Below are 17,667 nucleotides of genomic sequence, written 5' to 3' on the forward strand. Positions count from 1 at the left end.
GCTGAATGACCGGTGTCAAAATAATGGCGGTCATCCTGCATTCAGACTAAACCGGGCAGAATACCGTTAACGCCGCGGTGTCATGATTTCATCATGGCGCCGGCGGCAACATCGGCGCCAACAGCTCTCGGTCTGTCTTCATGTGCGTAACCAGGACCAGCGCCATCCGTTTCATCCTGGCCTTGCTGATCGGCCTCGCGGGAGTGGTGTGTCCTGGCGCGGCGCGGGCGCAGTCCATCGGAATCCAGTTCTCGCTCGACCGCCCGATCGATGCCGTGGCCGCGCCGTTTGTGATGGCCGCGAGCAACGGGCTGTTCGGCGCGGAGGGCCTGAACGTCACCATCAACATCGCCAGCGGATCGCCCGATGCGATCGCAAAGGTCGCTGCCGGGACCAGCGACTTTGCGCTGGTCGATATCAACGCGCTGATCCGCTATCGCGGCGGAAAGGACAAGGCCGACCCGGCGCCCATCAAGGCGGTGTTCGTGCTGTTCAACAAGGCGCCCTACGCCATCATCGCCCGCAAGAGCCGCGGCATCAGCGCGCTGCCCGACCTCCAGGGCAAATTGCTTGGTGTCGCCGACGGCGACCTGTCGGCGAGGCTCTGGCCGGCAGTCGCCAGGCTGAACGGCATCAAGCTTTCGAGCGTCAAGCAGAGCCAGCTCAGCGCCGCCGTGCGCGAGCCGATGCTGTCGGCCGGGCAGGTCGATGCCGTCACCGGCTTCTCCTATCTGTCGGCGATCAATCTCAGGGATCGCGGCGTGCCGGCCGACGATCTCGTCGTGCTGAAATTCTCCGACTATGGCTGCGAGTCCTATGGTTTTGCCGTCATCGTCAATCCGGCTTTCGCCGCGGCCAAGCCTGAGGCGGTACGAGGGTTTGTCCGCGCGGTGATCGGCGGCACCCATCTGGCCATCAAGGAGCCGGCCAAGGCGGTGGACCAGGTGGTCAGCCGGATGGACGGCGGATCGCGCGACCTCGAGCTTGAACGGCTGCGCGCCGTGATCGACGACAACATCCTGACCGGCGAAGTCAGGCGCCACGGCCTCGGCGGCATCGATGGCGCCCGCTTCGAGCGGTCGATCGATCAGGTCGCCGAGGATTTCAAGTTCCGCAAGCGGCCGTCGGCCACGGATGTCTTCGACGACAGTTTTCTGCCGCCGATCAACGGGCGGTTGATCAATTGAACGAAGCTCCTCTCTCCTCATGGTGAGGAGGCGCGCAAGCGCGCCGATGCCGGACGATGCTTCGCATCGCCGGGAGAACCACGAGGCCCGCGGCCCATCCTTCGAGACGCGCGCGATGCGCGCTCCTCAGGATGAGGTTATAGTGTTGCGCGAAATTGGGTGGTCCTCTCTCCGAATCCCTGCTTAGAATAGCCTGCCGAAACGCCGCTGCGAGTCGCCTCCCGCATGTCCATGCTTCGCCTTTACGCCCGCGTGCTTGAATTGCTCGGCAAGGAGGCGCGGCTGGGCTGGATCCTCGCCATCGCGAACCTGGCTCTGGCCGCCGCGCAATTCGCCGAGCCCGTGCTGTTCGGCAAGATCGTCGACGTGATGTCCGGAAAGCCCGTCACCGGGCTGTTGGCGACGTCCTCGCCCTGGCCGCTGCTCGGCGCCTGGGTCGCGTTCGGCCTGTTCACGATCGTCTGCGGCGCCACGGTCGCATTGCATGCCGACCGGCTGGCGCACCGGCAGCGGCAGGCGGTGCTGACCGATTATTTCGAGCACATCATGCAGCTCCCGCTGACCTTCCACACCGGCACGCATTCCGGCACGCTGATGAAGATCATGCTCAACGGCACGGACGCGCTGTGGCGGCTGTGGCTCGGCTTCTTCCGCGAGCACTTTGCCGCGATCATGTCTGTCGTGGTGCTGCTGCCGCTGTCGCTCTACATCAACTGGCAGCTCGCGACCCTCTTGTTCGCGCTCTGCATTGTCTTCACCGTCCTGACCACGCTGGTGGTGCGCAAGACCTACGGCATGCAGAGCGAGGTCGAGGAGCACTATAACGACCTCTCCGCGCGCGCCTCCGATGCGCTCGGCAATGTCGCGCTGGTGCAGAGCTTTGTGCGCATCGATTCCGAAGTGCAAGGGCTGCGTTTTGTCGCAAGCAAGCTGTTGGCGGCGCAGATGCCCGTGCTGTCCTGGTGGGCGCTCGTCACGGTCATTACGCGGGCTTCCACCACCATCACGGTGCTGGCGATCTTCACGGTCGGTATCGCGCTGAACCAGCGCGGGCTGACCACGGTCGGCGAGATCGTGATGTTCGTGACGTTCGCGACCATGCTGATCCAGAAGCTCGAGCAGGTGGTGAGCTTCATCAACAACGTGTTCATGGAAGCCCCTCGCCTGAAGCAATTCTTCGACGTGCTCGACGCCGTGCCGGCGGTGCGCGATCGGCCCGGCGCGATGGAAGTCGGCCGGCTCTCCGGCCTCGTCGAATTCCACGATGTCTCGTTCTCCTATGACGGCAAGCGGCCGGCGATCGAGGACCTCTCGTTCACCGCGCTGCCGGGACAGACCATTGCGCTGGTCGGATCGACCGGCGCGGGCAAATCGACCGCGATCGCGCTGCTGCATCGCGCCTTCGATCCGCAGTCCGGCATCATCAAGATCGACGGCATGGACATCCGCGGGCTGAAGCTGACGGCACTGCGCCGGAACATCGGCGTGGTGTTCCAGGAAGCGCTGCTGTTCAACCGCTCGATTTCGGACAATCTGCGCGTCGGCAAGCCGGATGCCACGGAAGAGGAAATGCGCGCCGCCGCGGCGCGGGCGCAGGCGCTGGACTTCATCGAGCGCAGCGAGAAGAAATTCGAGACCCATGCCGGCGAACGCGGCCGCATGCTGTCGGGTGGCGAGCGCCAGCGCCTGTCGATCGCCCGCGCGCTGCTGAAGGACCCTCCGATCCTGATCCTGGATGAGGCCACCAGCGCGCTCGATGCGGTCACCGAGGCCAAGGTCAATGCCGCATTGGACGAGGTGATGAAGGGACGCACCACCTTTGTGATCGCGCACCGGCTCTCCACTATCCGTCACGCCACCCGCATCCTGCTGTTCGACCGGGGGCGCGTGATCGAAAGCGGAACTTTCGATGAACTGGTGGCCAAAGGCGGCCGTTTTGCGGAACTCGCGCGGGCCCAGTTCATGGTGCAGGAGCAGGCACGCCCGCCCAAGGAGAAATCAGAGCCCGATCCGAGCACGATCACCTAAGTTTGAGCACGATCTCGCCCGAAAGTCAGTGCCCACTTTTCGGGATCGTGCTCGGGACATCGTCGAAATTGTGCCTATTTCGTCCACGATTTAGCACGGCTAGCCTCTGTTCTGAGAACCCGACCCGGTATAGGTTGGCATGCGCCGCAAGCGACGGCACCGGACACGCTTGAAACCCGTACGTCACATTCAAGACCTCCTCCCGATGAGGCGGGTCTCAAAGGACCGGAAACCGGACTGTGCCATTCATTCGCCCGTTGCTTCGTCATCCCCATTTGAAACAAGCCGCGCTTGTTGCGGCTCTTGCTCTCGCCACAACTCATTTCGCCAAGGCCGAAGCGCTGCTGGTGGTCGAGGCCGACACCGGAAAGGTGCTCCAGGCCGACAACGCCACGATGCCCTGGTATCCGGCGTCCGTCACCAAGATCATGACGGCCTATGTAACGCTCAAGGCGGTCAAGGACGGCAAGCTCACGCTGGAGACGCCACTCACGGTATCGCCGGTGGCCGCCTCGCAGGCGCCGTCGAAGATGGGCTTCAAGCCGGGCACCATCGTCACCGTCGAGAACGCGCTCGCCATGATGATGGTGAAGTCGGCCAACGACATGGCCGCCGTGCTGGCCGAAGGCGTCGGCGGCTCGATCGACGGCTTTTCCGGGATGATGAACCAGACCGCGCAACGCCTCGGCATGACGCAGACGTCCTACGTCAATCCGAACGGGCTGCCGGCTGACGGCCAGATCACCTCCGCACGCGACCTTGCGATCCTCGCGCGCGCCTTCATTCGCGACCTGCCGGAATACGAATATTTCGTGCACATCCCCGCGATCCGCTTCGGGCGCCGGGTGACCAACAATTTCAACAAGCTGATGGGCCGCTATCCCGGCGCCGACGGTTTCAAGACCGGTTTCATCTGCGCCTCCGGCTATAATCTCGTGGCATCCGCCACGCGCAACGGCAAGCGGCTGATCGCGGTCGTGCTCGGCTCGACCTCGGGACAGGCCCGCGCGGTCAAAGCCGCGCAACTGCTCGAGCGCGGCTTTGCCAACAACAGCCTGGCGTGGCTGAGGCCTTCGATGGGTTCGGTGGAGGCCCTCGCGCCGATCGACGCCTCGCCGCCGAACCTGCGCGACGAAATGTGCGGCGGCAAGCGCAAGCGTCCGGCAACCGACGAAGACGAAGCCTCCATGACCGTTGCCAGCGGCAGCGCTTCCAGCGGCGAGAGCGCCGTGACCTTCTTCACCGCAGGCCTGCAAGCTCCGATGGCAAAGCCTTCCGAATTGCTGCTGGAGAGCACCGGCCCGGTGGAGCCGATGGTGGTCTATACCGGGCCGAAGAAGACCGGCGCGGCGCTGATCGCGGCCGTTGCGACCGACGCCGACAAGCAGACGGAGCGGCGCGGAAAGAAATCGCGCGCACATAAGCCGGCCGCTGCCGTGGCGGAAGCAAAGCCCGACGCCAAACCGGCAGCCAAGCCCGAGGCGAAGCAGGCGGCCAAGCCGGCCGCTGCCAAGCCGGTGCGGCACGCCACCGCGAAACCGGAAGCTGCGGTCAAACCGGAAGCTGCCGCCAAGCCTGCCACTGCCAAGCCCGTCGCCGCCAAGCCGGCGGCCGCGAAGCCTGCGGCCGCCGCCACGGCGGCACCCGCGCCGAAGCCGGCGAAGCCGAAGGCTGCAGCGCCGAAGAACGAGGCCAAGCCTGCCAGCTAGCGGCTAGCGCGTGCCGCCGATCTGAGCCGTCCTTGCGGCGGTTAACTGCATTTTCGTGATCATTGCCGATGCGTCCATAACGCGCAGCCGCTTGCCATCTTGGGCTGCATTGCCAATACTGACGAAAACAAGGCGGTCCCGGCCCAGGATGCGGGAAGCAACCAATAGATAATAGAAGATATAGAGGGGAAGACCATGGAGCGGATCTGGCTCAAGCAATACCCGGCCGGCGTGCCGTCCGATATCGACGTGACGCAATACTCTTCGCTCGTCGAACTGCTGGAAGAGAGCTTCAAGAAATTCGCCGATCGCAAGGCGTTCATCTGCATGGACAAGTCGATCAGCTACCGCGACCTCGACGAGATGTCGACGGCACTCGGCGCCTACCTGCAAAGCAAGGGTCTGCAAAAGGGCGCGCGCGTCGCGCTGATGATGCCGAACGTGCTGCAATATCCGGTCTCGACCGCGGCCGTGCTGCGCGCCGGCTTCACCGTGGTCAACGTCAACCCGCTCTACACCCCGCGCGAGCTCGAGCATCAGCTCAAGGATTCCGGCGCCGAAGCCATCATCGTGCTGGAGAACTTTGCCACCACGGTGCAGCAGGTGATCGCGAAGACCTCGGTCAAGCACGTGATCGTCGGCAGCATGGGCGACCTGCTCGGCTTCAAGGGCGTGATCGTCAATCTGGTGGTGCGGCGCGTGAAGAAGATGGTGCCGGCCTGGTCGATCCCCGGCGCGGTCGCCTTCAACGATGCGGTTTCCGCAGGGCGCGGTAAGAAGCTGAACAAGCCGCAGCTCACCCTGAACGACGTCGCCTTCCTGCAATATACCGGCGGCACCACCGGCGTCTCCAAGGGCGCGACGCTGCTCCACCGCAACATCCTCGCCAACGTCTTGCAGAACGACGCCTGGCTCCAGCCGGCGCTGAAGAAGCCGCCGCATGTCGAGCAGCTCTTCATCGTCTGCGCGCTGCCGCTCTATCACATCTTCGCACTGACCGCCTGCTTCCTGCTGGCGGTGCGCGCGGGCGGCGTCAATCTGCTGATCCCGAACCCGCGCGACATGCCGGGCTTCATCAAGGAATTGATGAAGTATCAGGTCAACAGCTTCCCTGCGGTCAACACGCTGTACAACGGGCTGTTGAACTCGCCCGGCTTCGACAAGGTCGACTTCTCCAAGCTGAAGACCTCGTTCGGCGGCGGCATGGCGACACAAAAGGCAGTCGCCGAGAAATGGCTGAAGGTGACCGGCTGCGCGCTGTCGGAAGGCTATGGCCTCTCCGAAACCTCGCCGACGCTGACCTGCAACCCCGCGGACACCGACCAGTTCTCCGGCTCGATCGGCATCCCGGTGCCCTCGACCTACATTTCGATCCGCGACGACGACGGCAACGAAGTGCCGCTCGGCGAGCGTGGCGAAATCTGCGCCAAGGGTCCGCAGGTGATGTCGGGTTACTGGAATCGGCCGGAGGAGACCGCCGCCGTGATGACAGCGGACGGCTTCTTCCGCACCGGCGACATCGGCGTGATGGATGAGCGCGGCTACACCAAGATCGTGGACCGCAAGAAGGACATGATCCTGGTCTCCGGCTTCAACGTCTTCCCGAACGAGATCGAGGACGTGATCGCGACCCATCCGGGCGTGCTGGAAGTTGCCGTGATCGGCGTGGAAGATTCCAAGTCCGGCGAGGCGGTAAAGGCCTTCATCGTCAAGAAGGACCAGAACCTCACCGCCGACGACGTCATCAAATATTGCGGCACTCAGCTGACCGCCTACAAGGTGCCCAAGCAGATCGAGTTCAGGACCGATCTTCCCAAGACCAATGTCGGAAAAATCCTGCGCCGCGAGCTGCGTGACGAGAAGAAGAAGGCGGCGGCCTGAGGGCCGCGCCGACGCCCGACAATGGTTACGTCAACCGTCGCGCCGGCCGATATTCTGGCGTTCTGGCGCGACGCCGGCCCCGACCGCTGGTACACGCCCGATGCCGCGTTCGACGCGGAAGTGCGCCGGCGCTTCCTCGACCTGTGGCAGCAGGCCGCGGCAGGCGAATTGCCTTCAGAATTGCCCTGGCAAGAGAGCGATGACGGGCTGCTTGCGCTCGTCCTCGTGCTCGACCAGTTTCCCCGCAACATGTTCCGCGGCGATGCGCAGACCTATGCCAGCGATGCGCGGGCGCGCGAGGCGGCGCGCCGCGCGATCGAGGCCGGCGTGGACGGCCGGATCGATCCGGCGCTTCGTGAATTCCTCTATCTGCCTTTAATGCATTCCGAACGGCTGGAAGACCAGCTCCGCTGTATCGAGCTGTCGCAAGCGGCCGGTCTTGCCGAGAGCGCCAAATGGGCCGCGCACCATGCCGAAATCATCCGCCGCTTCGGCCGCTTTCCCCACCGCAACCGCCTGCTGGGCCGCGCCACCACGGCCGAGGAGCAGGCATGGCTCGACGAAGGCGGCTTTTCGGGGCTGATGACAGAACGGTGAAGCCACCGGCCATTGCCGTTTTTGGCTTGCCCAATTTCCCTTGCTCAATATTGTGCCCGCCACCTGCCCGGTCTAAGACACAATCCGCATTTCAGGGAGAAACGAACGATGGCGATCCAAGTTGGCGACAAGCTGCCGGAAGCGAAATTCCGCGTCATGACCGCGGAAGGTCCGCAGGTCAAAACCACCGACGACATTTTCAAGGGCAAGAAGGTGGCGCTGTTCGCGGTGCCCGGCGCCTATACCGGCACCTGCCACAAGATGCATCTGCCAAGCATTTTCCTCAACGCCTATGCCATCAAGGACAAGGGCGTGAACACCATCGCGATCGTCTCGGTCAACGACGCCTTCGTCATGAACGCCTGGAAGCGCGACACCGACCAGCGCGATGAAGCCACCTTCCTCGCCGACGGCAATGCCGACTTTACCAAGGCGATCGGCATGGAGCTGGACGCCTCCGGCAACGGCCTCGGCATCCGCTCCAAGCGCTACTCCATGCTGGTGGAAGACGGCGTGGTGAAGAAGCTCAACCTCGAGCCGGCGCCCGGCAAGGTCGAAGTGTCAGGCGGCGACACGCTGCTGGGGCAGTTGTAAACCGCGGTCGCTTTCTTCCTTCTCCCCTTGTGGGAGAAGGTGGCGCGCGCAGCGCGCCGGATGAGGGGTTCTATCCGCGCGGAAAGAACGCCTCATGAGAGGTCTGCGTCGCGGAGACAGACCCCTCACCCGTCCGCGATGCTTTGCATCGCGTCCACCCTCTCCCACAAGGGGAGAGGGGAAGAAGTCAGCCCTTCAACCGCGCCATGGCCACGCCCTCGCGCGCCAATTGATCGGCGCGCTCGTTTTCGGCGTGGCCGGCGTGGCCCTTGATCCAGTGCCAGCGCACCTCGTGCGGCTTCAGCGCGGCATCGAGGCGTTGCCAGAGCTCGGCGTTCTTCACCGGCTTCTTGTCCGCGGTGCGCCAGCCGTTCTTTTTCCAGCCGTGAATCCAGCCCGTGATGCCCTGGCGGACATACTGGCTGTCGGTGGTCAGATCCACGACGCACGATTTTTTCAGCGCCTCCAGCGCCGAGATCGCCGCCATCAGCTCCATGCGGTTGTTGGTGGTGTGGGCCTCGCCGCCCTTCAATTCCTTCTCGACATCGCCAAAGCACAGGACCGCGCCCCAGCCGCCCGGTCCGGGATTTCCGGAGCAGGCGCCGTCGGTGAAGATCGTAACATGCGGCTTGCCGCTCACGCCGCGCATCCCGCCGGCGTCACGCCGTAGTCGCGCAGGCTTTGCACGCTCTGCTGGAAGCGCAGCTTGCGGACGTATTCCAGCGGATCCTTTGGCTTCACCAGCGCGCCCGGGGGTACGTTGAGGAAATCGACGAGACGCGTGAGCAAAAAGCGCAGCGCCGCGCCGCGCGCCAATAGCGGCATCGCCTCTTCCTCGGCGGCGGAAAGCGCGCGCCCGCGGCCATAGGCGCTCAGCAGCGCGCGCGCCTTGGTGACGTTGAAGGAGTGATCCGACTCAAAGCACCAGGCGTTGAGGCAGATCGCGACGTCATAGGCGAGGATGTCGTTGCAGGAGAACGGAAAGTCGATCAGCCCGGACAGCTTGTCGCCGAGAAAGAACACGTTGTCCGGAAACAGGTCGGCATGGATGACACCGACCGGCAAATCGATCGGCCAGCGCGTCTCGAGATAGTCGAGCTCGGCCGCGATGAAGTTGCGAAGGCCCGCCTGCACGCTGTCGGCGCGATCGGCGGCGCGCTCAACGAGCTGCCGCCAGCCGCCGACCGACAATGGATTCTTGCGGAACATCGGAAAGTCGCGGCCCGCGACATGCATCTTCGCGAGCGCTTCGCCGACGCCGCTGCAATGCGCGACATTCGGCCGGCGCGGCCACATGCCTTCGAGAAAATTGATGATCGCCGCGGGGCGGCCGGCCAGTTCGCTGTAGACCGCGCCGCTGCGGTTCCTTGCCGGCTGCGGACAGCTCACGCCTCGCTCGGCCAGATGCGCCATCAGCGACAGGAAGTACGGCAGGTCGTCGGCCGCCACGCGCTTCTCGTAGAGCGTGAGGATGTAGGCGCCCGTCGAGGTGTGCATCAGAAAATTGGAATTCTCGACGCCCTCGGCGATGCCCTTGTAGGAGAGCAATTCGCCGATGTCGTAACCTTTCAAAAATTCCGCAAGCTCTTCGGCGGCGACGTCGGTGTAGACCGCCATGGCTACGCCTATGCTGCGTCGGGGCGCACCGAGCGCGGCAGCGGGAAGAACTCGTTCTCTTCCGCGGCCGAGACCGTCTCCACATGCAGCTCGTAGCGCTCGGCAAAGGCGCCCATGATCTCCTCGACGATCACTTCCGGCGCGGAGGCGCCTGCCGTGATGCCGAGGCTCTTGATGCCTTCAAAGCGCTTCCAGTCGATGTCGCTGGCGCGCTGCGCCAGCACCGAAATCTTGCAGCCCTCGCGTTCGGCTACTTCGCGCAGCCGCTGCGAGTTCGAAGAATTCGGCGCGCCGACCACGATCAGCGCATCCACCACGGGGGCCACCTTCTTCACCGCGAGCTGGCGGTTGGTGGTGGCGTAGCAGATGTCTTCCTTGTGCGGACCGGAGATGTTCGGAAAACGCTCCTTCAGCATCGCGACGATCTCGGCGGTGTCGTCGATCGACAGCGTCGTCTGGGTGACGAAGGCGAGGTTGTCAGGGTTTTTCGGCGTGAAGGTCTTGGCGTCATCGGCGGTCTCGATCAGCGTCACCGCGCCCTGCGGCAACTGGCCGAGCGTGCCGACCACTTCCGGATGATGGGAATGCCCGATCAGCAGGATTTCGCGGCCGCGCTTGAAATGGATCGCCGCCTCGCGGTGCACTTTCGTGACCAGCGGGCAGGTCGCATCCAGCGAGAAGAAGTTGCGCGCCTTGGCCTCGGCCGGAACCGATTTCGGCACGCCATGGGCGGAGAACACCACGGGGGCGTTGGTATTGTCGGGGATCTCTTCCAGCTCCTCGACAAAGATCGCGCCCTTGGTCTTCAGGCTGTCGACCACATAGCGATTGTGGACGATCTCGTGGCGGACGTAGACCGGGGCGCCATAGATGGCGAGCGCCCGTTCCACGGTGTCGATGGCCCGCACCACCCCGGCGCAGAAGCCGCGAGGGGAACAAAGCACGATTCTGAGGTCTGGTTTGGCGTTCATGGTCGCTGACATGGGGCCATTTTGGGACCGAATCACCCCTCGCCGGCGGGCGGGGAACGGCCAGTTCGGGTAAGGACTTGGGACTCGTTGGGCGCGGTGTCAAGGCACTTTTGCTGGGCCATTGCGCGATTGGTGCCCCAGGGTCTATATACGGTTCAAATTCCGTCATCGCTGATGACTACCGGCTTCGCCTCCCAGAGATGGGCGAAGCGCAAAGGAGATTTGCCATGAGCAACGCCCCGCTGATGCCAAAGGCAACTGCCGTGTGGCTGTTGGATAATACCGCCCTCACCTTCGACCAGGTGGCGGATTTCACCAAAATGCACCCGCTGGAGATCCGCGCCATTGCCGACGGCGACGCCGCCCAGGGCATCAAGGGCATGGACCCGATCTCCAACGGGCAATTGACCCGCCAGGAGATCGAAAAGGGCGAAAACGACCCGGAGTACCGCCTCAAGCTTGAGCAGAGCAAGGTGGTGCTGCCGCCGGCCGCCAAGAAGAAGGGCCCGCGCTACACCCCGGTGTCGCGCCGCCATGAGCGGCCGAGCGCGATCCTCTGGCTGGTGCGCAACCATCCCGAACTGAAGGACGCGCAGATCATGCGCCTGGTCGGCACCACCAAGACCACGATCGCCAGCGTGCGCGACCGCACCCACTGGAACGCCTCGACCCTGACCCCGATGGACCCGGTGACGCTCGGCCTGTGCTCCCAGATCGAACTCGATTTCGAGGTGCAGCGCGCCGCCAAGGAAAAGCCGGTGCCGGCCAATTACGGCGGCGCCACCCTGCTGCCGGCCTCCGAGACCACGCGCAAGGAGGAAGAGGTCGAGCACGCGGAGAAGAGCAGCGACGATCTCAATGTCGATGCCGTGTTTGCGAAGTTGAAGAATATCGGCGGGAAGCGGAGCGAGGAGGAGTAAGGACTCCTTCGGATGCGATTTGAATTTTGAAAAGCGCGGTAGGGAAACCTGCTGCGCTTTTTTGTTGGAGACATTAGCCGTGCACTTGCCGTCATGCCCGCGAAGGCGGGCATCCAGTACGCCGCGGCCCCTCGGTTCGATCGCTGACGTCTCTGGAATACTGGGTCACCCGCCTGCGCGGGTGACGACAGCGAGGCTTAACCCAATTCGATCTCGCCCGCGATCTCGTGCGTGAGACTCACGCCGCCGATGGTCAGCACCATCTTGGCCGGCAGTGTTTCGTTGCCCTTGAGCTTGCCGGCTTCGATCGCGGTGCGGATAGCCTTTTCGATTTCGCGCTGAGAGGTGATGCCGACTTTCTTCAGGAAGCCGCGCAGGCTGGTGTTGAAAACGTCTTCGTTCATCAATGCCTCCTCAAAAATCCTCAAGGCCTCGTCGGGTTGTTCAGCATCTGCTCGGCGAGGTTTCGCTGGGCGCGATCGGCGCGGGCGTTGGCATTGCCGCGCTGGACGTCGCGGTTCTTGCGGCAGTTGACGTAGTCGTTCGAGCCCACCGCCGCATTGGAGCGGCAATAGGCGTCGTCATCGGCCGACGAGTCGACCATGACCGGCTGGCCGCGTTCGAGGCAGCCGGCGAGCAGGGGAGCTACGAGTACAAGTGCCAGATGGAAGCGCATTTTGAGCCGCCCTTTCGAGTTCGTCATTGCCGGGCTTGACCCGGCAATCCATCGAAATCAAGGCATTTTTGGAAGATTGATGGGTGCCCGAACCATGAGATAGGCCGTCATTCCGGGGCGTGCGCAGCACGAGCCCGGAATCCATACTCCCGATAGTGGTTATGGATTCCGGGCTCGCGACTTCGTCGCGCCCCGGAATGACGCGGGCGGAATAACGCTACACCCTGCCCTTCAGCGCGTCGCCGATCTCGTCCAGCACCTTCGGGTCCTCGATCGTCGCCGGCATGGTCCAGGGATCGCCGTCGGCGATCTTCTTGATGGTTCCGCGCAAAATCTTGCCGGAACGCGTCTTCGGCAGTCGGCCGACCGTGATCGCGAGCTTGAAGGCGGCGACCGGGCCGAGCTTTTCGCGCACCAGCGCGACGACTTCCTTCTCCACCTCGGCCGGGTCCTTGTTCACGCCGGCCTTCAACACCAGGAAGCCGCAGGGCACCTCGCCCTTGATCGCATCGTTGATGCCGAGCACCGCGCATTCGGCGACATCCGGATGCGAGGCCAAAATTTCTTCCATGCCGCCGGTGGAGAGGCGGTGGCCGGCGACATTGATGATGTCGTCGGTGCGGCCCATCACCCAGACGTAGCCGTCCGCATCCCGATAGCCGGCATCCGAGGTCTTGTAGTAGCCGGGGAATTCGGTGAGGTAGGCCTCCTTGAAGCGCGCATCCTGCTGCCACAGCGTCGGCAGGCAGCCCGGCGGCATCGGCAGCTTGATCACGATCGAGCCCATGGTGCCGGCGGGCAAAGGCTTTGCGGCTTCATCGACGACATCGACCTGATAGCCCGGCATCGGCACCGTGGGCGAGCCGTGTTTCACCGGCAGCATGCCAAGACCGATCGGATTGCCGGCGATGCACCAGCCGGTTTCGGTCTGCCACCAGTGATCGATCACGGGCACCTTCAAGTGCTGCTCCGCCCATTCCACCGTCGGCGGATCGGCGCGCTCGCCGGCCAGGAACAGCGTGCGGAATGCGGACAGATCATATTGCCGGATGAACTTCCCGTCCGGGTCTTCCTTCTTGATGGCGCGGAACGCGGTCGGCGCGGTGAAGAAGGCCACCGCCTTGTGCTCGCTGATCACGCGCCAGAACGCGCCGGCATCGGGCGTGCCGACCGGCTTGCCCTCATACATGATCGAGGTCGCGCCATGGATCAGCGGCCCGTAGACGATGTAGCTGTGCCCGACCACCCAGCCGATGTCGGAGCCGCACCACCAGATCTCGCCGGGCTTGACGCCATAGAGGTTGAACATCGACCATTTGACCGCAACCAGATGGCCGCCATTGTCGCGCACCACGCCCTTGGGAATGCCTGTCGTGCCCGAGGTGTAGAGGATGTAGAGCGGATCGGTGGCCTCGACCGCGACGCAATCGGCGGATTTTTTTGCCGCGATTGCGTTCGCCCGAAGCGCCGCCCAGTCATGATCGCGGCCGGAGACGAGTTCGCAGGTCTGCTGCGGCCGTTGCAGGATGATGCAGGCATCGGGTTTCGCGGTGGAAAGCTTGATCGCTTCATCGAGCAGCGGCTTGTACTGCACGATGCGGCCGGGCTCGAGCCCGCAGCTTGCCGAGAAGATCAGCTTTGGTTTGGCATCCTCGATGCGGGTGGCGAGCTCCTTGGCGGCGAAGCCACCGAACACCACAGAGTGCACCGCGCCGATGCGTGCGCAGGCGAGCATCGCGACCACCGCTTCCGGCACCATCGGCATATAGAGGATGACGCGGTCGCCTTTGGCGACGCCGAAATCCTGCATGATGGCGGCGAGCGACTTCACCTCATGCAGCAGTTCGGCATAGGTAAACTTTGTGACCCTGCCCTGGAGCGGCGAGTCGTGGATCAGCGCGAGCTGGTCGGCGCGGCCGCCGGCAACATGGCGATCGAGCGCGTTGTAGCAGGTGTTGACCTTGGCACCCGAAAACCAGCGGCCATAGAGGCCAAGGGCAGGATCAAAAACCTTCTTCGCCGGCTCGATCCAGTCGATCTCGCGCGCGGCCTCGGCCCAAAAGCCCTCGGGATCGGCGAGCGAGCGGGCATGGACGTCGCGATAGCGGCTTTTCTCGTGAATGTTCATGGCGTTCCTCCCGCGCCAGTGGCGCGTCTTTACGCCATTGTCACGGGAAGCGGAGAGAGATCAAGCCGGAACAGGCTCGATCATTTGGCCAAATCTACCTTTGGGCGATGGTATTGAGCGCAGCGAGCCGCTGCTCCATCGCCTGCCGCAGATCGTAGCCGCTGCGGCCGAACGAGGCGTTGCGCTGGCTGATGAACTCGCGCTGCTCCTTGGTCAGCGCCAGCGCCGTGCGCTGGCTGTCGGCTTGCGCACTTGCGACTGCCTTCAGGAACACGTCGTTGATGTTGCGGTCGAGCTGGGCGAGGCCGGGATCGGCACAGATCGCCTTCTCCACCGACCGCTTCGCAGTGGCACAATTGAAGCTCGCCAGGTTCTGATAGGCCAGCGCGCCAAGCCGTTCGTTCTCGAGCGCCAGCTCCCGATGGTTGGAGGCGGCGTTCTTGTCCGAGGGATCGAGCCTGACAGCCTCGGCATAATCCTGCAAGGCGCGGATGCGGTCGCCCTTCCTGCGCCAGGCGGTACCGCGGTTGTTGTATGCGCGCTGGAATTTCGAATCCAGCTTCAACGCCGCGTCGTAGTCGGCAATGGCGCGGTCGTAGTCCTTCAGCGCCTGCCAGGAATCGCCGCGATTGGTGAGGAATTTCGGTTCGGGATGAAGCTTGATCGCCTCGTCATAGTCGGCGATCGCGCTCTTGTAGTCGCCGTTGGCCGCCAGATGCAGTCCGCGATTGTCGAAGAATTCCGGCTGGCTCGGGTCGATCCGGATCGCCGCCGTGTCGTCGTCGAGCGCCTTCTGGGTGCGCCCGAGCTTGCGGTACGCCGCGCCGCGGTTGGTGTAGGTCCGCGCCCGGTCCGGATCGAGGCGGATCGCCTCATCGAAATCGGCGATAGCCTTCTGGTACTCGCCCTTGAAATACCAGGCCGCACCACGATCGGAAAAGACCTGCGCGAAATCGGGCTTGAGCCGGAGCGCTTCGTTGTAGTCTTCGATCGCTCGATCGTACTTGCCGGCATTGTTGAAGGCATTGGCGCGGTTGGCGTAGCCGTTGGCATTGTCGGGATCCAGCCGAATGGCCTGGTTCAGCGCTTCGAGCGCGGCTTCGATCTTGCCGCTGGTGCGAAAGATTTCGCCGCGGGCGCGGAAGGCGCGGGCACGGTTGGGATCCCGGGCCACGACCGCATCGATCTCGGCCAGCGCCTTGGCGGTTTGGCCATTGCCATGCAGCGCCGCGGCACGGGTGATCATCGCATCCAGACGATCAGTCTCCGACGTTGCCGGGTTGTCGATCACCATGTTGCAGCTTTCGAGCAGCGCTGCCGGTGCGGCAACCGTCAGCGGCGCGCAAACCGGCAGATCGAGGGTGGGTTGGGCGCTGGCCGGGAGGAAACAAAGCATGGTGCCGGCAAACACCGCAGTTGCGGCAACCGCTGAAACAAAGGATCGCATGATCGGCTCTTGAAATTGATGGGCGGACGGAGCGGCAATGCCGCGTTCGGACGGTTTGTCGCAGGAGCCCCCTCCAAGGTTCGAGAGCCGGGCTGTTCTTTCTATCGGATCAGGCCCTAATACCCGTCCACGCCGTTGATCTTCTGGAGCCGTTCCCGCATGGCCTTTTGCAGGTCATAGCCGGGTTTGCCGAATTGCGCGTTGCGGCGGGCGATGAACTCGTCCTGTTCGCGCTGCACGGCGCGGGCTTCGCGCGGGTCGCGGGCTTCGCGAACCACCCGGACGAAGGAGCCGTAAATCTCGCGATCGAGATCAGCCAGCTCCGGGTTGGCACAGATCGCCTTCTCGACCGCGCGCCGGGCGGTGGCACAATTGAAGCTCGGCTTGCCCTTGACCGCGATCAGCGCCCCGGCCCGTTCCAGCTCCTGTGCCAGCGCCTTGTGGTTGGCCCTGGCGGCGGCGTGATCCGGATTGAGTTTCAGCGCGGCACTGAAATCCGACAACGCCTTGCGCTGGTCGCCCTTCCTGCGCCAGAGCTCACCGCGGGTATTGAGCACGTCGGCCTGCGCGGCGTCGAGCATCAACGCAGCATCGTAATCGGCGATGGCGCTGTCGACGCTGTCCTTGCGCTGATAGGCGGCCGCGCGCGCGAGCAGCGCCTTGAGACGATCGATCTTCTCGGTCTTCGCATTGGCGATCAGCGGACCGCAGACGGCGATGATCTTGTCGTCGTCACTGGCCGCGGCCGCCGCAAGGCATGGCGCAGTATCGACCTTCAAATCCTTCTCGGGCTCCGCGCTGGTCGCGAACGTCGCTTGCGCGGCGGCCGATAGCGCCGACGCGACCAGGACCCTTGCCGTTATTCTGCACGCCATCGACATGAACCGACCGTAGCAACCAGAGCTGCATACCGACAGAAGAGTTTCCGGCAGAAGCATAACACGGGGATTACGAGGAGACTGCGGCGCGCAGCTCGTCGAACAACCAGGCAAGACCGGCATCCATCAGCGCCGCCTTCGGCACCACCGCGCGGATCGAGAATTTTCGTACCCGCAGCGGCACTTCGCGGGCAACCACGGCAAAGCGCGCCGCATGCATCGCGACGAAGCGTCGCGGCATGGCGACGATCAAGTCAGTGTCGGCTGCGGTCGCCAATGCAGAGCCGAAATCCGGAACCGTGAGCGCGACATCGCGCGTTGCATTGTGCTTCGCCAGTTCCTTGTCGAGAAAGCCGCGCGGATCGGCGGTCATGGAGACCACGATGTGCCTCGCCTCGCAGAATCGCTGCAATGTCGGCTTGACGGCGAACGGATGGCGCCTGCGCGCGACCACCACGAAGTCTTCCTCGTAAAGCACACGGGTGACGAAGCGCGGCGGCGCGCCATCGATCGGCGCCACCGCGACGTCCATTGCGCCCCGCTCGAGCTCCGACAGCGCCGGCGTCCATGCCTGCTCGACCGACTGGCCTCCGCTTGGCGGCAGCAACTGCCGGATCCCGATGTCGATGCCGGGGGCGCGGCGATCCAGCCTTGCCAGCAGCGGCGCGAGGAAGACCGGAGAAATTCCGTCCGGCGCGCCGATGATGAAGCGGCGCTTCGACGTCATGGGATCGAACGGCTCGGCGGTCGCCAGCACATTGCGCGTGCGCGCCAGCACGTCGGCGATCGGCTCGGCCAGCGCCAGGGCGCGCGCGGTCGGCATCACCCCCTTCGGCACGCGCAGGAACAACGGATCGTTGAGCAGGCGCCGCAGCCGCGACAGCCCGTGGCTGACGGCGGACGGCGTCAGGTTCAGCCGCGCCGCCGCGCGGCCGAGATGGCGCTCGCCGAGGATCACCTCGAACAAGGCCAGCAGATTGAGGTCGGCGCGCGCCAGGTTAATTTCATTCATCATATCAGATAAATCATATCAT

At 64.1% G+C, this 17,667-nt stretch carries 16 protein-coding genes; 7 read left to right on the forward strand and 9 right to left on the reverse strand.

Annotated elements, in window-relative coordinates; all coding sequences use genetic code 11:
- The first annotated feature begins 140 nt into the window (after window positions 1-140).
- The 6 genes from JQ628_RS08640 (at window position 141) to JQ628_RS08665 (ending at window position 7,996) form a co-directional block, all read left to right on the forward strand.
- A complete protein-coding gene (locus JQ628_RS08640; protein ID WP_212221880.1) occupies window positions 141-1,187 on the forward strand; it encodes an ABC transporter substrate-binding protein in 1,047 nt (348 codons plus the stop codon).
- 225 nt (window positions 1,188-1,412) lie between these two features.
- A complete protein-coding gene (locus tag JQ628_RS08645) occupies window positions 1,413-3,215 on the forward strand; it encodes a glucan ABC transporter ATP-binding protein/ permease (protein WP_212221882.1) in 1,803 nt (600 codons plus the stop codon).
- 239 nt (window positions 3,216-3,454) lie between these two features.
- Window positions 3,455-4,924: a D-alanyl-D-alanine carboxypeptidase family protein gene (locus JQ628_RS08650; protein WP_212221884.1), complete on the forward strand. Its 1,470-nt coding sequence runs from the start codon at window positions 3,455-3,457 to the stop codon at window positions 4,922-4,924.
- Window positions 4,925-5,119: 195 nt separating this feature from the next.
- Window positions 5,120-6,805, forward strand: a complete 1,686-nt coding sequence (locus tag JQ628_RS08655) for a long-chain fatty acid--CoA ligase (RefSeq protein WP_212221885.1) — start codon at window positions 5,120-5,122, stop codon at window positions 6,803-6,805.
- Window positions 6,806-6,826: 21 nt separating this feature from the next.
- Window positions 6,827-7,402, forward strand: coding sequence for a DUF924 family protein (locus JQ628_RS08660; RefSeq protein WP_212221886.1), 576 nt, complete (start codon window positions 6,827-6,829; stop codon window positions 7,400-7,402).
- A gap of 108 nt (window positions 7,403-7,510) precedes the next feature.
- Window positions 7,511-7,996 carry a peroxiredoxin gene (locus JQ628_RS08665; RefSeq protein WP_212221888.1) on the forward strand — a complete coding sequence of 162 codons (486 nt, stop codon included), beginning with the start codon at window positions 7,511-7,513 and terminating at the stop codon, window positions 7,994-7,996.
- Between the two features lie 187 nt (window positions 7,997-8,183).
- On the opposite strand, the gene rnhA is transcribed toward JQ628_RS08665, so the two are convergent.
- From rnhA to ispH, 3 genes are read right to left on the reverse strand one after another with little or no spacing between them, the layout of a single operon-like run.
- A complete protein-coding gene (gene rnhA / locus JQ628_RS08670; RefSeq protein ID WP_212221889.1) occupies window positions 8,184-8,645 on the reverse strand; it encodes a ribonuclease HI in 462 nt (153 codons plus the stop codon).
- Window positions 8,633-9,613 (reverse strand): homoserine kinase, encoded by a 981-nt coding sequence (locus JQ628_RS08675; protein WP_212221890.1) that lies wholly within the window; start codon window positions 9,611-9,613, stop codon window positions 8,633-8,635. Before JQ628_RS08675 ends, rnhA begins: the two co-directional genes overlap by 13 nt.
- An 8-nt stretch (window positions 9,614-9,621) precedes the next feature.
- The gene (gene ispH / locus JQ628_RS08680) at window positions 9,622-10,584 is read right to left on the reverse strand and encodes a 4-hydroxy-3-methylbut-2-enyl diphosphate reductase (RefSeq protein ID WP_212221892.1); all 963 of its coding nucleotides are present in this window, start codon (window positions 10,582-10,584) and stop codon (window positions 9,622-9,624) included.
- 227 nt (window positions 10,585-10,811) lie between these two features.
- Here ispH and JQ628_RS08685 point away from each other — a divergent pair, with 227 nt between their 5' ends.
- Window positions 10,812-11,504: a DUF1013 domain-containing protein gene (locus JQ628_RS08685; RefSeq protein ID WP_212221894.1), complete on the forward strand. Its 693-nt coding sequence runs from the start codon at window positions 10,812-10,814 to the stop codon at window positions 11,502-11,504.
- Window positions 11,505-11,701: 197 nt separating this feature from the next.
- On the opposite strand, the gene JQ628_RS08690 is transcribed toward JQ628_RS08685, so the two are convergent.
- From JQ628_RS08690 to JQ628_RS08715, 6 genes are all read right to left on the reverse strand, one after another.
- Entirely contained in the window at window positions 11,702-11,908 is a 207-nt protein-coding gene (locus JQ628_RS08690; protein WP_212221896.1) for a DUF6494 family protein, read from the reverse strand.
- A 20-nt stretch (window positions 11,909-11,928) separates the two neighbouring features.
- Window positions 11,929-12,180, reverse strand: a complete 252-nt coding sequence (locus JQ628_RS08695) for a hypothetical protein (RefSeq protein ID WP_212221900.1) — start codon at window positions 12,178-12,180, stop codon at window positions 11,929-11,931.
- Between the two features lie 217 nt (window positions 12,181-12,397).
- The gene (locus JQ628_RS08700; protein WP_212221902.1) at window positions 12,398-14,308 is read right to left on the reverse strand and encodes a propionyl-CoA synthetase; all 1,911 of its coding nucleotides are present in this window, start codon (window positions 14,306-14,308) and stop codon (window positions 12,398-12,400) included.
- Between the two features lie 94 nt (window positions 14,309-14,402).
- On the reverse strand, window positions 14,403-15,755 hold the full coding sequence (locus tag JQ628_RS08705) for a tetratricopeptide repeat protein (protein ID WP_212221903.1): 1,353 nt from the start codon (window positions 15,753-15,755) through the stop codon (window positions 14,403-14,405).
- Between the two features lie 116 nt (window positions 15,756-15,871).
- The gene (locus tag JQ628_RS08710; RefSeq protein WP_249127623.1) at window positions 15,872-16,630 is read right to left on the reverse strand and encodes a tetratricopeptide repeat protein; all 759 of its coding nucleotides are present in this window, start codon (window positions 16,628-16,630) and stop codon (window positions 15,872-15,874) included.
- Between the two features lie 73 nt (window positions 16,631-16,703).
- Window positions 16,704-17,648, reverse strand: coding sequence for a LysR family transcriptional regulator (locus JQ628_RS08715; protein ID WP_212221907.1), 945 nt, complete (start codon window positions 17,646-17,648; stop codon window positions 16,704-16,706).
- Between the last annotated feature and the right edge of the window lie 19 nt (window positions 17,649-17,667).

This window comes from Bradyrhizobium lablabi, assembly GCF_018129385.1.
In the GTDB taxonomy this organism is placed as follows: domain Bacteria; phylum Pseudomonadota; class Alphaproteobacteria; order Rhizobiales; family Xanthobacteraceae; genus Bradyrhizobium; species Bradyrhizobium lablabi_C.